Here is a 15,483-nt window from a genome sequence, read left to right on the forward strand (position 1 = left end):
AAAATCTGAAACTTTTCGATACTTTCGAGACTGATCCTGTTCTGCAACCGGTATGACACATTGATGACGTATTTTGGCAAGCGTCTCAGTGAACTGGATCACTTTGACTAAAATCTTTCTGAACTTCTCCAATCGAAGAATCCCGGACCGGCCTGCCGCAGCAGGGTATCAGCCATCGCACGACCCATTTCTGCACCGTCTTCGACAACGCCGGATACGTCTTCTGAAATCGATTCTGATCCATCCGGGCGCAACACTTCGCCACGTAGCCGCAGTTGACCGTTGTGCATCTCGGCCAGCCCGGCGATTGGTGTTTCACAGGATCCATCCAGCGCTGCCAGCAGCGTGCGCTCAGCCGCCAGTCGACAACCGGTCTCGTTGTGATGAATGGCTTCAAGCAGGGCGGCCGCCCGATTGTCGTCGCGGCGACGTTCGATTCCAATCGTTCCCTGTGCAATTGCAGGCAGCATGTCATCGGGCGAGATGGCGGTGGCCGGAACGTCCTGCATCCCAAGTCTCCGGATACCGGCCATGGCCAAAAAAGTGCAGTCTGCCACGCCGTCGGCCAGCTTTTTCAGGCGCGTTTGCACGTTGCCGCGAAACTCGACAACTTTCAAATCCGGGCGGCGGTTCAACAATTGAGCCCTGCGGCGCAACGACGAGGTCCCTACAACCGCGCCGTCTGGCAGATCGTGGATGGATTGAAGTTTTGGTGAGATGAATGCGTCACGCACATCCTCACGCGGAAGGAATGTGTCCAGAACCAAACCTTCGGGCTGTTCAACCGGCATGTCCTTGGTCGAGTGTACGGCGATGTCGATCTCGCCGCGCAGCATTGCGTCTTCGATTTCCTTGGTGAAAAGGCCCTTGTTGCCGATCTCTTTCAGCGGTCGGTCCGCATCGATCATCGCCCGATTGTCGCCGGTGGTCTTGATCACCACAATCTCGAACGCCTCATCGGTCAGATCAAATGCATCGCGCAGCCTCTGGCGGGTCTCATAAGCCTGAGCCAGGGCCAGCGGTGAGCCACGGGTACCAATCTTGAGAGGCGATGCGGGGGTCGGCAGTGTTAAAGTCATACGCACAGCTTTAGTCGCGTCACATTGCCCTGACAATGGGGGCAGAGCTTGACAAATTGCCACTGAGCACCGACCCGTTGGCGAAACGCAAGTTTGAGGATGAGAATGGCTGAGACGAAGAAATTGCTGCGCACACTGGCCGGAGAGGTTCAGGATGTTCCGCCGATCTGGATGATGCGCCAGGCCGGGCGGTACCTACCCGAATACCGGGCCACGCGGGCGCAGGCCGGGGATTTCCTGTCGCTATGCTATAACCCCGAACTGGCCGCCGAGGTTACATTGCAGCCCATTCGCCGCTATGGTTTTGATGCGGCGATCCTGTTTGCCGATATCCTTCTGGTGCCGCAGGCGCTGGGCGCGGACCTTTGGTTTGTGACCGGTGAGGGCCCGCGTTTGTCGACGATCACGCAGCAAGCCGAGTTTGACGCGTTGAAACCGGTTGAAGATATCCACGAAACGCTGTCTCCGATCTACGAGACCGTTCGTATTTTGTCGCGTGACCTGCCGTCCGAGACAACGTTGATCGGCTTTGCTGGGGCACCCTGGACTGTCGCGACCTACATGATCGCCGGGCGCGGCACGCCGGATCAGGGTCCCGCACACGCGTTGCGGGAAGAAAACAACGCTCTGTTCGAGGCTTTGTTGCAGCGGATTACTTTGGCGACCATCGAATACCTCTCGGCCCAGATCGAGGCAGGGGCCGAGGTGGTCAAGATATTCGACAGTTGGGCCGGATCACTTAAGGGCGACGCATTTCAGAAATACGCGGTCGAGCCTTGCCGCGTGATCACACAGGCAATCAAGGCACGCCATCCCGGCATTCCGGTCATCGGCTTCCCCCGTGAGGCCGGTGATGGCTATATCGGCTTTGCCGCGGCGACGGGCGTCGATTGCGTCGCGCTGGACAACTCGGTCGCGCCCGATTGGGCAGCTGCGCATGTGCAGGTGGATGGATGTGTACAGGGCAATCTGGCCTCGTCACATATGGTCACCGGAGGGCAGGCATTGGTGGATGAGACACGACGCATTGTCGCGGCGTTCTCGAAAGGGCCGCATATTTTCAATCTGGGCCACGGGATTACTCCGGATGCGGACCCGGAGAATGTGCAGTTGATGATCGATACGGTGCGCGACCAATAGGGGAAGGGGGCCAGCCCCCTTCTTGGCCTGCGGCCAATTCATCCCCCGGGATATTTCTAGCCAGATGAAGCGGGGGATCGGGCATTGGGATTGAGCGCGCGCAGAATCTCCTGAGTGTTTTCGCCGCGACGAGGGCTGGGTTTGGCTGTCCATTGGGACGTCGAAAAGCGCGGCGCTGCGGCGGCCTGCAACGTACCGCCTACGGTCTGCCACGTCTGTCGCGCTGTGTTCATGGGGTGGGTCTTGGCCTCATCGGGGCTGAGGACAGGGGCGACGCAAGCGTCTGTTTCCCTGAACAGATCGGCCCAGTGGTGACGCGGCTTGGTCAGAAACAGCGCGGCCAGCCGGCGGGTTTGCTCTGGCCAAAGGGTGGGATCGAACTGTTGCTGGAAGGATTGATCCTGTTCCAGGTCCATGATGCGGAGAAACTGTGTATAGAACCTGGGTTCCAGGCATTGGACCGAGATATAGAGACCATCTGCGCAGGCATATGTACGGCTCCAATGGGGGCCGTCCAGCAGGCTTTGGCCACGGGTGTCAGACAGGTTGCCGGTTTGGCGGAGGCTCATCAGCAGGTTCATCATATGAGCCGACCCGTCGTAGATGGCGGCGTCGACAACCGTACCCTGACCGGTGCGCTGCGCGTTCAGCAAACCGGCGAGGATGCCTGTGACCAGATACATCGCGCCGCCCCCGATATCGCCGACCAAAGTGGCGGGGGTTTGTGGCGCTGTGCCTGGCTGTGACGCATACCAAAGCGCGCCTGACAGTGCGATATAGTTCAGGTCGTGCCCTGCGGTGTGGGACAGCGGACTGTCCTGCCCCCACCCTGTCATCCGACCGTAGACAAGTTTGGAATTCAGCGCATGGCATGTCGCGGGACCCAGCCCCAGTTTCTCCATCACGCCGGGTCGAAAGCCTTCGATCAGTGCGTCGGCCGTGGCGATCAGGCGCTTGGCGGTGTCCAGATCTTCGACATCCTTGAGATCTAGCGCAATGGAGCGTTTGCCCCGATCCAGAACCGAGCGCTCGGGCATGCCTGGTGCGACCGTGCCGTCCTTGCGGTGGACGGTGATTACATCCGCCCCCAGGTCGGCAAGCAGCATGGCAGCGAAGGGCCCGGGGCCCAGGCCCTCGATCTCGACTACGCGTGTTCCGTTCAACATGGCCGTCTCCGTTTCGGGCGAGCTTTTCGGGCCTGGCGGTGAATTGCAAGCGTCGCGTAGCGCGGAATGCTTGCCTGACAGCGCGGCCAGGGTTAGGTCTTTGAGGGCAGAGGTCACGGAGGAGCCAACTCATGCAGATGAGCGACACACGCGAAATTCCGGCCCCTCCTGCAGCGGTCTATGCCGCTTTGTTGGACCCTGACGTTCTGAAAGCCTGTATCGGGGGTGCGCAGGAAATCACCGGAAACCCCAAGGACGGGTTTCATGCGGTTGTGGTTCAGAAGGTTGGACCCGTCAAAGCGACGTTCAAAGGCACCGTTACCATGTCGGACATGGTCGAGCCCGAACGCCTGACCATCGCCGGAGAGGGGAAAGGTGGGGCGGCGGGTTTTGCCAAGGGCAGTGCATCGGTGAGGCTGACAGCCTCGGAAACAGGCGGCACTGCACTCAGCTATGACGTGGACGCCAAGGTTGGGGGTAAACTGGCCCAGCTGGGCAGCCGCCTCATTGATGGCTTCGCCAGAAAGATGGCGGATCAGTTCTTTTCCAATCTTCAGGATCAGTTCGAAGCCCCGACAGAGGATAGCGGCGCGCAGGAAGAAGAGGACAAGCGCGGTTGGTTGGGCCGTTTGACCGGGCGCGATTGATCCTGCCGCAGAATTGCGCAGCACCCTGTGCGAAATTGACCTGTTCTGTTCTGGTTCGGCGCGATAGGGTCGCCGCCAGAACGGGGAACAGGCATGACCACCATTTTGTCCATCAAGGATTTACGCAAGTCTTACGCTGACGGGTTCGAGGCGCTGAAAGGTGTCTCACTGGACATCGAAGAAGGGGAAATCCTTGCCTTGCTTGGGCCAAACGGTGCGGGCAAGACAACGTTGATTTCGACTGTTTGCGGAATTACGACACCGACCTCTGGCCGTGTCTCTGTCGGAGGTCACGATATCCAGACCGAGTTTCGCGCGGCCCGCAAGATGATCGGGTTGGTGCCGCAGGAAATCGCTTTGGAGCCGTTCGAGAAAGTCTACAACACGGTTCGATTTTCCCGAGGGTTGTTCGGATATGGGCACGACAACGCACGGATCGAGGAAATCCTGCGCAAACTGTCGCTCTGGGACAAGCGCAAGAATGCGATAAAGGAACTGTCTGGTGGTATGAAGCGCCGGGTTCTGATCGCGAAGGCTTTGGCGCATGAACCCCGTGTTCTGTTTCTGGACGAACCGACGGCTGGCGTGGATGTCGAGTTGCGAAAGGATATGTGGGAGATTGTGGCCGAGCTGAAACAGGCGGGTGTCACCATCATCCTGACCACGCACTACATCGAAGAGGCCGAGGCCATTGCGGACCGGGTCGGCGTTATCGACAAAGGTGAACTGCTGCTGGTGAAAGACAAGGACACTTTGATGGCGCAGATGGGCAAGAAGCAGATCGAGGTCATGTTGACCGAGCCGATTCAAGCCATTCCCGACAGTCTTGCAACGCACAATCTGATGTTGAACAGCAATGGTGATGTGTTGGTCTACACCTATGACACCCATGCGGACCGCACCGGTATAACTACGCTTTTGAACGATGTGGCCAAGGCGGGGCTGGTGCTGCGGGACGTGCAGACCCGGCAATCCAGCCTTGAAGAGATTTTTGTCAATCTGGTATCAGGAGAAGCTGCATGAACTGGTCCGCCATTGCTGCCATCTATCGGTTCGAGATGGCCCGGTTTTTCCGTACTCTGGCGCAAAGCTTTATTTCTCCGGTCCTGTCGACGTCCCTGTATTTTGTGGTGTTTGGCACCGCGATCGGCAGTCGAATTCAAGAGGTCGAAGGCGTGTCGTATGGCGCGTTCATTGTCCCCGGGCTGATCATGTTATCGATTGTGACCCTCGCGATTTCGAACGCATCGTTTGGCATCTACTTTCCCAAGTTTTTGGGAACGATTTATGAACTGCTTTCGGCTCCGGTGAATTTCATCGAGATTGTGATCGGATATGTAGGGGCCGCCGCGACAAAAGCGTTGTTTGTGGGATTGGTGATCCTTGTCACAGCGTGCTTTTTTGTCGAGATACGCATCGAACATCCGCTTGCAATGGCGTTGTTTCTGATCCTGTCATGCCTCAGCTTTTCGCTGCTGGGATTTATTGTCGGGATCTGGGCCAGCAATTTTGAGCAGATGTCGCTGGTGCCGCAATTGGTCGTCACACCGCTGATCTTTTTGGGCGGTACTTTCTATTCGATTTCGATGCTGCCGCCCGTGTGGCAGACGATCACGTTGTTCAACCCGATTGTCTATCTGATTTCGGGTTTCCGCTGGTCGTTCTACGGGTTGGCCGATGTACCTGTTGTGTTCAGCCTGCTGGCCATCCTTGCCTTTACCGGCATCTGTCTGGGGATCATCGGTTGGATCTTCAAAACCGGTTGGCGTATCCGCAGCTAGGGCCTTGAGGGGCGTTGCATTTTTGCCCATCGGTGTCACGAAATTGCCTAACGCCGCGTATTGCGATCTGCGAGTCCCTTGTTTCGCCGATAGGGGCACTCTACATCGGCACGCATGAAGCTCAGCCTGCCGTTTGTCAAAAAGCACCCCGTTGTGGCCGTCGTCCGCCTGTCCGGAGCCATTGGAATGGCCGGGCGGGGGGCGTTGAATGATACCTCTTTGGCGCCGGTGCTGGAAAAGGCGTTTCGCAAAGGCAAGCCTGCAGCAGTCGCGCTTGAGGTCAACTCACCTGGCGGTTCACCGGCTCAAAGCTCGCTGATCGGTGCGCGTATTCGGCGGCTGTCGGAAGAGCTTGATATCCCGGTGATTGCCTTTGTCGAGGATGTTGCTGCCTCGGGCGGATATTGGCTGGCTGCCGCCGCGGATGAGATATGGGCCGATGACAGCTCGGTTCTTGGGTCGATCGGTGTGATCTCGGCCAGCTTTGGCGCGCATGAGTTTCTGGCCAAACAGGGCTTCGAGCGGCGCGTTCATACGGCCGGGAAATCCAAATCCATGCTCGATCCGTTCCGGCCGGAAAAAAAGGAAGACGTCAAGCGTCTGCAGGGTCTGCTGGGCGATATCCACGAAAACTTCATTGCCCATGTCAAAGACCGCCGGGGCGACAAGCTGGACGAGGGCGCGGATTTGTTCACGGGCGAGGTTTGGCTGGCAAAACGGGCGCAAGAGCTGGGGTTGATCGAAGGCATCGCTCATCTGAAGCCCAAGATGCAAGAACGTTTCGGGGACAAGGTCAAGTTCCGCCGGTACGGTGTTCGCAAACCCATCTGGTCGCGGTTCGGGGCGTCGCTGGCACAGGACGCCATTGCAGGTCTAGAGGAGCGGGCAGCCTACGCGCGTTTCGGTCTTTAGGGTGATCATCAAGATCGTCACCCTGTTTCTCGTCGCCATGGGTGTGTTGGCGATGTTTGGCAAACTGCGGTTTCCGGGGCAAAAGCGCTTGAGCTCGGCCAAATGCCCGCGATGTGGTCGGTTCAGGATCGGTAAAGGCCCTTGCGCCTGCGAAAAAGGAGGCCGGACATGACGGCATGGCTGTTATCCGGCCTTGGGTTGGTGATCCTGCTGCTGGCGGGCGATGCGCTGGTGCGGGGTGCTGTGAACTTGAGCCTGCGGCTGGGTGTGCCTGCGTTGATTGTCAGCTTGACGATTGTGGCCTTCGGCACCTCAGCGCCCGAGCTTCTGATTGCCATCAGTGCGTTGCAGGAAAATGCGCCCGGAATAGCGTTGGGGAATGTCGTCGGGTCAAACACAGCCAATATCCTGCTGGTTCTCGGCGTGCCCGCCTTTCTGGCGACATTGCACACCAGTGAATGCGACAGCCGCAAGAACTATGTCTTTATGCTGTTGGCCAGCGTCCTGTTCATTGGCCTTGCTTTCTGTGGTGTGTTCAATCTGATCAGCGGCGCCATCCTGCTGGTTGCTTTGGGCCTGGTTCTGTGGAACGCGTTTCGTGAAGCCAAGGCACATCGCAAGGCTTGTGCCGAAGCCGAAGGCGATTGCGCAGAGGATGAAGAGCTGGACGGCCTGGAAGAGGCCGACCCCGACATGCCCTATTGGAAGGTCTCGGTCTATCTGCTCCTTGGCCTGATCGGCCTGCCCATGGGAGCACATTTGCTGGTGGACAATGCCACCATCATCGCGCGGATGTATGGGATAAGCGAGACGGTGATTGGCTTGACGCTGGTAGCCATCGGAACCTCTTTGCCCGAACTGGCGACGACCGTTATGGCGGCGCTTCGGCGTCAGGCGGATGTGGCGCTGGGCAATGTGATCGGCTCGAACATGTTCAACCTGCTGGCCATCGTCGGCATTGCCACGTGGTTCGGCAATATCCCGGTTGACCCGGAATTCCTCGAGTTCGATCTGTGGGTCATGTTGGGCGCGTCGCTGCTGTTGATCCCGTTTGTGTTCTTCAAACAGGATATTTCCCGGATCTGGGGTCTGGTGTTGACTTTCCTTTATGCGGTTTATGTCACCACATTGCTGATGTGATCTGACAGAAAGAGGTAGCCCATGTCCCGAGCGCTAGTGACCGGAGCCGGAATCCGTTTGGGGCGGGCAATGGCCCTCTATCTGGCGGGACGCGGACACGATGTGGCTGTCCACTATGCGACGTCTGAACAGTCTGCTGCAGAAACGGTGGCCGAGATTCAGGCGTTGGGGCGCAAATCCGTCGCACTTCGGGCCGACCTGCTGGATGAGGCCCAGGTGGTCGATCTGGTGCCGCGCGCTGCTGCGGCCTTGGGGGGACCGATCACTTGTCTGGTGAACAACGCGTCCGTCTTCGAGTATGATAACATCCAAACGGCCACGCGTCGCAGCTGGGATCGTCACATCGACAGCAACCTGCGGGCGCCATTTGTGTTGACACAGGCCATGGCCGAACAGGGATTGCAGCCCGATACTGACACGCTGGGTGAGCCTGTGGCGACAGGCCTGATCGTGAACATGGTTGATATGCGGGTACGAAAGCTGACACCCGAATTCATGAGCTACACCATCGCAAAAATGGGGTTGTGGGCCTTGACCCGAACTGCTGCGCAGGCGTTGACCCCCGCGATCCGCGTCAATGCCATCGGGCCGGGTCCGACCATGCAGGGACATCGCCAGTCCGAGGAGCATTTTCAGGCGCAGCGCTCAAACACGGTGCTGGAACGTGGTGCAAACCCTTCAGATATTACTGCTGCGCTGGGATATTTTCTGGACGCTCATGCGGTGACCGGGCAGCTTTTATGCGTTGATGGCGGGCAGCACCTGGGATGGCAAACCCCGGATGTGCTGGGTGTAGAATAAACAAACTGGCTGCAAGTTTTGCACCGCTCGAATTCCTGTTACCCTCTTGTTACAAAAATGTCTTTTTTATCATATACTTGCTAAGTGAGTAAAAAAATTTGATTTAAAATCAATGCTTTATATCAGTGCACATTTTTTGTGCAACTCAACAAAACGACAATGAAACAACGACAAACGCGCAGCTTTGGAAACTTATCTTCACACTTATCCACAGAAACCGTGGATTTGTTTTCTCTTGAAATGAGGCGCTCAAGATTGCAGCCATGGACAAAGAATCACAGTTTTTCGCCATGACCTCTCAGAACGATACGAGTAAATCTCAGAATGACACTGAATCGACGGCACCGCTGACCGGCTATGCCTGCATTCAGCGCTTCGTCAAAACACTGGACAGCTCGCCCGGCGTCTACCGGATGCTGGATGCCGACAGCCGGGTTCTGTACGTGGGCAAGGCGCGCAATCTGAAGGCGCGGGTGTCGAACTATACGCGTCCCGGTCATTCCGGGCGGATCGAAAAGATGATTGCCGCGACCGCCTCGATGATGGTCCTGACCACCCGGACCGAGACCGAGGCGCTGCTGCTGGAACAGAACCTGATCAAGCAGCTCAAGCCGAAATACAATGTTCTGCTGCGCGACGACAAAAGCTTTCCCAATATTCTGGTGGCCAAGGATCATGGCTTTCCGCAGATCAAAAAGCATCGCGGGGCCAAAAAGGAAAAGGGCGCGTATTTTGGCCCGTTCGCCAGTGCGGGCGCGGTAAACCGGACGTTGAACCAGCTGCAAAAGGCGTTCCTGCTGCGCAACTGTTCGGATTCGATGTTCGAAAGCCGCACGCGCCCCTGCCTGCTCTACCAGATCAAGCGGTGTTCTGGGCCGTGTGTCGGGCTGATCTCGGAACAGGACTATCGCGAAAGCGTCAAGGACGCAGAGCGGTTCCTGTCGGGCAGGTCGACCAAGGTGCAGGAAGAACTGGCCGAACAGATGATGGCCGCGTCCGAGGCGATGGAGTTTGAACGCGCCGCCAGTCTGCGCGATCGTATCAGGGCGCTGACACAAGTGCAGACGTCACAGGGCATCAACCCGCGCGGCGTGGCCGAGGCGGATGTGATCGGCTTGTATATGGACAGCGGGCAGGCCTGCGTTCAGGTGTTTTTCATCCGCGCCAATCAAAACTGGGGCAACAAGGATTTCTATCCGCGCGTCGGGGCCGATGTGTCCGCGGCAGAGGTGATGGAGGCGTTCCTGGGTCAGTTCTATGACAACAAGGAACCGCCCCGGCAGTTGATCCTGTCCGATGCCATCGAAAACGCCGATCTTATGCAAGAGGCGCTGTCTGAGAAGGCCGGTCGCAAGGTGGAAATCCTGGTGCCCCAGCGCGGTGAGAAACAGGAATTGGTCGCCGGGGCCATTCGCAACGCGCGTGAATCCCTGGCGCGGCGCATGTCCGAAAGCGCCACGCAAGCCAAGCTGTTGCGCGGGATCGCCGAGGCCTTTGATCTGGATGCCCCGCCGGGCCGGATCGAAGTCTACGACAACTCTCATATCCAAGGCACCAATGCGGTGGGTGGCATGATCGTGGCCGGCCCCGATGGGTTCATGAAAAACGCCTATCGCAAATTCAACATTCGCGGTGATGACCTGACCCCCGGTGATGATTTCGGCATGATGAAAGAGGTGCTGACCCGCCGCTTTACCCGCCTGCAGAAAGAAGACCCGGACCGTGACAAGGGAATGTGGCCCGATCTGTTGCTGATCGACGGCGGTGCCGGGCAGGTCAGCGCGGTGCATGAGATCATGGCGCAGCACGGGGTCGAGGATATCCCGATGGTCGGTGTCGCCAAGGGGGTCGACCGGGATCACGGAAAAGAGGAATTCCATCGTATAGGTCAGCGGCCTTTCGCGCTGAAACGCAACGATCCGGTATTGTACTTCGTTCAACGGCTTCGGGACGAAGCGCACCGCTTTGCCATCGGCACCCACCGCGCGAAGCGCGCCAAGGCTGTGGGGGCGACCCCACTGGATAAAATCCCCGGGGTGGGGGCCGCGCGCAAACGTGCCCTGTTGGCTCATTTCGGCAGCGCAAAAGCCGTCAGTCGGGCCAACCTCGCGGATCTGAAGGCGGTCGAGGGGATTTCAGCCGGGTTGGCGCAGAAGGTCTACGACTTCTTCCACGACAAGGGCTAGGCGCGCCGCCCCCGCCACAGGATAAACAGGCCCGAAGCAACGATCAGCGCGCTGCCGATCCACATGGTTTGATCCAGCTGTTCGCCGAAGAAAAACACACCAAGGCCCACGCCAAACAGCAGCCTCGAATACCGAAAGGGCGTCACCGCCGCGACTTCTCCGGTCCGCATCGCTTTCATCAAGGATGCGTAGGCCATTGCTCCAAGACTGACTGCGCCTGCCATGTACAGGCCTGTGTCTAAGGATACAGGCGCAATCGGGGCTTGTTCCCATAGACTGTAGGCTAAACCGGCAAATATCACACAGACAAAGCCATAAAACCCCAAGACCTCGGTACCCAGGCTGGCCGGGGCCGCACGACTGGCCAGATCGCGTCCGGCAAACCCCAGCATGCCGAACACGGCAAACAGCGACAAAATGGTAAAGCTGTCTCCGGTCGGTTGGATGATGATCACAACGCCAATCAGTCCAACGATGATAGCGCTCCAGCGTCGCCAGCCGACGGTCTCGCCAAACAACAGCGCGGCGCAGGCAACGACCACAAGCGGGGTGGCTTGCAGGATCACGGTTGCCGAAGACAGAGGAGTCAGCGTGAAGGCCAGAATGTAGAACAATCGACCAAGGATCTCGAACACAGCGCGTATTTTCATCGCCGGGGACAATACATCAGGCTGCCACAACTGCGTGCCACGTGCTGCGGCGACGCTGGCGAATATGGCCGCTCCGCCCATTCCGAACAACATCAGAATCTGCCAGATCGGCAGGGCCAATGCTGCGGCTTTCAACAACGCGTCTTCCAGCGCGAAACACGCCATTGCGCCGATCATCCACGCGCTGCCAATCAGGTTCGAGCGCGCATCGGTCTGAATAGTCGGGGTCATCTGGGTCGTTTTTTGGTTGGGAAAAGAGGAGGTTTTGTGCACGCCTATCACGCTGCGGCGCGTGGTCCAAGCGTCTGTGATTGGTGCAGTTTTTTAACCCTCTATCTTTTCTGTCCCGAAGCGGCGATGTAGGGTCGGCGCATGAAGTGGAACTTGCCCAATATCCTGACCGTATTGCGATTGCTGGCCGCCCCCGGTCTGGCCGTGATGTTTCTGTATTTCACCCGCCCATACGCAGATTGGTTCGCGTTGATCCTGTTCATGTCAGCAGCCATTACCGATTGGTTCGATGGCTATCTGGCGCGGGCGTGGAAGCAGGAAACCAAGATCGGGGCCATGCTGGACCCGATTGCCGACAAGGCGATGGTGGTGATCGCGCTGATGATCCTTGTGGGCTATTCGACGGAACACTGGACTCCGTGGCTGGTGCTGCCTGCGACCGTCATCCTGTTTCGAGAGGTGTTTGTGTCGGGGCTGCGGGAATATTTGGGCGATGTGGCCGGAACACTGAAGGTCACGAAGTTGGCCAAATGGAAGACGACAGCGCAAATGTTCGCCATTGCCATCCTGTTTTCCCAGGGGATTTTCGAACACTATTTCGTGATGTCCACATTTGGCATGGATGCCACAACGATTGATCAGGTTTTGACCGGGCAGATTGACGATATGAATCATATCCGCTGGCATCTTGAAGGGATGTTCTGGTCGGGCCGGATCGGGTTGTGGCTGCTGTGGATCGCCGCAACCCTGACATTGATCACCGGCTATGATTACCTACGTAAAGCCATGCCTCATCTGAAGGAGAGCTAAGCGATGGACGTGTTGTATTTCGCCTGGGTGCGCGAGCGGATCGGCCTGCCGAAAGAAAAGGTCGAAACGCAGGCAGAGACGGTATCCGATCTGGTCGCCGAACTCAGCGCGCGCGAGGATCGCTATGCCGCGGCCTTTGCCGATGTCTCTGCCTTGCGCGTGGCGCTGGATCAGGAGTTGTCGGACTTTGACGCGCCTTTGGCGGGTGTGCGCGAGGTGGCGTTCTTCCCACCGATGACCGGTGGCTGAGATGCGCGTCTCTGTTCAGCAGGAACCGTTCGATCTGGGGGCCGAGGCCAATGCCTTTGCCGCCGGAGACGATGCCAATGGCGCCGTTGTCACTTTCACTGGCATTGTTCGCGATCTTGCGTCGGGCGATCTGGATGCCATGGAGATCGAACACTACCCCGGCATGACCGAACGCGCCCTGACCAAGATCGCGCAAGAGGCAAAAGCCCGGTGGTCTTTGGGCGATGTCCTGGTGATCCACCGTCATGGCCGTCTGGCTCCGGGTGACCGGATCATGATGGTCGCCACCGCAGCGCCACACCGCAAAGATGCGTTTGAGGCGGCCGAGTATCTCATGGACTATCTTAAATCACGCGCCCCGTTCTGGAAAAAGGAAATCACCAAATCGGGTGCGGGATGGGTGGCTGCCAAGGATGAGGACGAAGACGCGCTAACGCGCTGGTAAGCTCCGTTCGTTAATCAATCTGCATTGTTGATCCGTCCGCGCAGTTCTTCCGCCTCCTGTCGGGCGGCGCGCAGGCCGTCCATTGCCGCCGCCAGTTCCGCCTCGGTCTGGGTCAGTTGGTTGGTCAGCTCGGCCTCGCGCTGTTGCAGGTAGGTGATGGCCTGATCGCGGGTTTCTTCTGCCTCGTGCAATTCCTGGCTCATGCGGTCCAGATCGGCTACGTCGCTCTGACGGACGCGGGACAGGCGATGCGCCAGCCAATTTGCGAACCAGCCCATGCAGAAGGCCGCGAACAGGATGATGGCGGTGGCGATGATGAATTCAATTCTGTTCAACTTACTGGTCCTCTGCACCCGCGTCAGATGCGGTCGTGTCGGTCTGGTCGTCCTCAGGAGCTTCCGCGTCGGATTCGGTGGCCTCGTTCGCCTCCGGGGTGATCAGGCGAAACTCAATCCGGCGGTTTTCTTCGCGACCTTCTTCGCTGTCATTGTCCGCGATGGGCTGCGTTTCCCCATAGCCGACAGCGGTATAGCTTGAGGTCGGGATTCGACGCCCGCGCAGCTCGTTCAGGATCGATTGTGCCCGTGCCTGACTGAGCTGCTGGTTCATCTCTTCGCGACCCTGGCTGTCGGTGTGGCCCTGAATCTCCATGCGGATGGGACCGCAGTCGCGTAGGATGTCGGCGATCTGGTTGACCGTATCGCGCGACCCTGAGGCAACCGTGGCCGAACCGGGTTCGAATGCGATCTTGCCGGCGGCCTGTACCTCGGCGATCCGTTCCTCGCACACTTCAGGATCGGGCAGGGCGTCTTCCGGCTCCGGCGGCGGCACATAGCTGATCGACAGGGTGAAGTCCTGCGCCTCGCCCAGCTTGTCCGACAGCAACCCGGCAATCCGCGCCTTGGCGTCCTCATCGTGGCTGACGCCACTCAGATCGACAGACTCCGGTGTCACGGTCAAGGCGCCGTTGTGCAACTGCGCCAGAGCCTCCAACCCGGTCAGAACGCGCACCGGCCAGTCCATCGGCAAATCCGGGGCCACGCGGGTGGCAGTATAGACATTATCCGACCCAAACGCGGCGCGGGCATAGCTGTCCACCATATCCCGTAGAATGTCATCGCCGACACGACCGCGCAGTTGAACCAGCCCTTCCGGGCTGCGGGTTGCCGAAAACTCGACCGGTCCGGCAACGTCTTCGGTTGCTGGTTCCGGCAATACGGCGTGCAGGGCAAAGACGTCTGGCAGGGCGCGTTCAAGCTCGCCGACCACGCGGTCGAACAAGGTGGGGTTGGTGCCTTGGGCCGCGATAAGAGTGATGTCCGCGTCTGACATTGTAACCGAGCCCTGACCAATTTCTGCAAGCGCCTGAATGCCCAGTTCCGCGGCCTCGGGCCACCGGGGCGAGGGCACACCCAGGCCAATCGTGCAGGAAGACGGCCCCGCAAGGCCCGCAGTTTGTGCGGCGGAAATGATGCGATCACGTGCCTGATTGTCCTGAGCTGAACATGCATCGAACTGACCACCGCTTTCGTCGATGAGATAGCGCAGCGTGAACGGGGTGATCACTGGACGCGGGGCCGAGATGGACAGGCCAATCCGCAGGCTTGGGGGTGCCGCGCGTGTCAGGTCCTGTTCCAGGTTTTCTTTTTCTTGCTGGCTTTTCGCAATCGCGGTGATCCGGACCAAACCGGGGCTTGCCGAGATTTTGGCCCGCGGCAGATCGGACAGGGCCGCCACTGCGTAAGCGATCGCGTCGTCCCAACCTTTGGGTTTTGGATAGTCGGCTGTCTCCATCAGATCCGAGACGGGCGGTGCCGCGTCCAGATCGCGCAGCCGGTCCATCAGGGCCTGGCGATCCATGCTGGCCGGGATCAGGCCGATGACGGATACGCCGCTGTCATTGCGCAGGATTTCGACCGAGAAATGCGGGGCGGCCAGCGCTGATGTCGCCGTCACATCCATTTCGTCAATGACCCGCGATGTATCGACTTCGGTTCCTGCGGCGGTCAGCGCGTTGAACCGTGTGGCTTCATCCGGTGCTGTCCCGGTCAGGACCACGCGCAGACCGTCGGATTCAACTTCGGCCCAGTCGTGGCCGCTCAGGTCCAACGCGCGTCGTACGGCGAATTCCGATGCATCCTCGACCTTTGTCACGGCATATCCCGCAAACAAAAGAGACAGCCCGGCGGAACCAAGGAAGATCAGGGAAACAGCTACAAAATAGGGCAGACGCATATGCGGGCTTG

At 58.7% G+C, this 15,483-nt stretch carries 16 protein-coding genes; 11 read left to right on the forward strand and 5 right to left on the reverse strand.

What is annotated here, in order from left to right; translation table 11 throughout:
• Positions 1-107: 107 nt before the first annotated feature.
• Positions 108-1,079: a hydroxymethylbilane synthase gene (gene hemC, locus ACR0L4_RS06590; protein WP_480511532.1), complete on the reverse strand. Its 972-nt coding sequence runs from the start codon at positions 1,077-1,079 to the stop codon at positions 108-110.
• Positions 1,080-1,184: 105 nt separating this feature from the next.
• On the opposite strand from hemC, the gene hemE reads away from it, so the two are divergent.
• Positions 1,185-2,219 (forward strand): uroporphyrinogen decarboxylase, encoded by a 1,035-nt coding sequence (gene hemE / locus ACR0L4_RS06595; protein ID WP_480511534.1) that lies wholly within the window; start codon positions 1,185-1,187, stop codon positions 2,217-2,219.
• A gap of 56 nt (positions 2,220-2,275) precedes the next feature.
• Here hemE and ACR0L4_RS06600 read toward each other — a convergent pair whose 3' ends face one another.
• Positions 2,276-3,385, reverse strand: coding sequence for a CaiB/BaiF CoA transferase family protein (locus ACR0L4_RS06600; protein ID WP_480511536.1), 1,110 nt, complete (start codon positions 3,383-3,385; stop codon positions 2,276-2,278).
• 131 nt (positions 3,386-3,516) lie between these two features.
• Here ACR0L4_RS06600 and ACR0L4_RS06605 point away from each other — a divergent pair, with 131 nt between their 5' ends.
• The 7 genes from ACR0L4_RS06605 (at position 3,517) to uvrC (ending at position 10,852) form a co-directional block, all read left to right on the forward strand.
• Positions 3,517-4,032, forward strand: a complete 516-nt coding sequence (locus ACR0L4_RS06605; RefSeq protein WP_480511538.1) for an SRPBCC family protein — start codon at positions 3,517-3,519, stop codon at positions 4,030-4,032.
• A 93-nt stretch (positions 4,033-4,125) separates the two neighbouring features.
• Positions 4,126-5,055 carry an ATP-binding cassette domain-containing protein gene (locus tag ACR0L4_RS06610; protein ID WP_170750010.1) on the forward strand — a complete coding sequence of 310 codons (930 nt, stop codon included), beginning with the start codon at positions 4,126-4,128 and terminating at the stop codon, positions 5,053-5,055.
• Entirely contained in the window at positions 5,052-5,813 is a 762-nt protein-coding gene (locus tag ACR0L4_RS06615) for an ABC transporter permease (protein WP_170750009.1), read from the forward strand. Before ACR0L4_RS06610 ends, ACR0L4_RS06615 begins: the two co-directional genes overlap by 4 nt.
• Positions 5,814-5,927: 114 nt before the next feature.
• Entirely contained in the window at positions 5,928-6,725 is a 798-nt protein-coding gene (locus ACR0L4_RS06620; protein ID WP_480511540.1) for a S49 family peptidase, read from the forward strand.
• A 168-nt stretch (positions 6,726-6,893) separates the two neighbouring features.
• The gene (locus ACR0L4_RS06625) at positions 6,894-7,865 is read left to right on the forward strand and encodes a calcium/sodium antiporter (RefSeq protein ID WP_480511542.1); all 972 of its coding nucleotides are present in this window, start codon (positions 6,894-6,896) and stop codon (positions 7,863-7,865) included.
• A gap of 21 nt (positions 7,866-7,886) precedes the next feature.
• The gene (locus tag ACR0L4_RS06630) at positions 7,887-8,666 is read left to right on the forward strand and encodes an SDR family oxidoreductase (RefSeq protein ID WP_480511544.1); all 780 of its coding nucleotides are present in this window, start codon (positions 7,887-7,889) and stop codon (positions 8,664-8,666) included.
• Positions 8,667-8,956: 290 nt separating this feature from the next.
• Positions 8,957-10,852, forward strand: a complete 1,896-nt coding sequence (gene uvrC / locus ACR0L4_RS06635; protein ID WP_480511802.1) for an excinuclease ABC subunit UvrC — start codon at positions 8,957-8,959, stop codon at positions 10,850-10,852.
• Here uvrC and ACR0L4_RS06640 read toward each other — a convergent pair.
• Positions 10,849-11,733 (reverse strand): DMT family transporter, encoded by an 885-nt coding sequence (locus ACR0L4_RS06640; RefSeq protein ID WP_480511546.1) that lies wholly within the window; start codon positions 11,731-11,733, stop codon positions 10,849-10,851. The two genes, uvrC and ACR0L4_RS06640, sit on opposite strands and share 4 nt — an antisense overlap.
• A 141-nt stretch (positions 11,734-11,874) precedes the next feature.
• Here ACR0L4_RS06640 and pgsA point away from each other — a divergent pair, with 141 nt between their 5' ends.
• From pgsA to ACR0L4_RS06655, 3 genes are read left to right on the forward strand one after another with little or no spacing between them, the layout of a single operon-like run.
• Positions 11,875-12,543 (forward strand): CDP-diacylglycerol--glycerol-3-phosphate 3-phosphatidyltransferase, encoded by a 669-nt coding sequence (gene pgsA, locus ACR0L4_RS06645; protein WP_170750003.1) that lies wholly within the window; start codon positions 11,875-11,877, stop codon positions 12,541-12,543.
• A 3-nt stretch (positions 12,544-12,546) separates the two neighbouring features.
• A complete protein-coding gene (moaD, locus tag ACR0L4_RS06650; RefSeq protein WP_170750002.1) occupies positions 12,547-12,792 on the forward strand; it encodes a molybdopterin converting factor subunit 1 in 246 nt (81 codons plus the stop codon).
• 1 nt (position 12,793) lies between these two features.
• Entirely contained in the window at positions 12,794-13,237 is a 444-nt protein-coding gene (locus ACR0L4_RS06655) for a molybdenum cofactor biosynthesis protein MoaE (RefSeq protein WP_170750001.1), read from the forward strand.
• A 14-nt stretch (positions 13,238-13,251) separates the two neighbouring features.
• Here the strand turns inward: ACR0L4_RS06655 and ACR0L4_RS06660 are convergent, their stop codons facing one another.
• Complete coding sequence (locus tag ACR0L4_RS06660) at positions 13,252-13,572, reverse strand: hypothetical protein (protein ID WP_170446384.1); 321 nt, start codon at positions 13,570-13,572, stop codon at positions 13,252-13,254.
• 1 nt (position 13,573) lies between these two features.
• Positions 13,574-15,472 (reverse strand): OmpA family protein, encoded by a 1,899-nt coding sequence (locus tag ACR0L4_RS06665; protein ID WP_170750000.1) that lies wholly within the window; start codon positions 15,470-15,472, stop codon positions 13,574-13,576.
• Between the last annotated feature and the right edge of the window lie 11 nt (positions 15,473-15,483).

Source organism: Ruegeria sp. AB5, assembly GCF_056542645.1.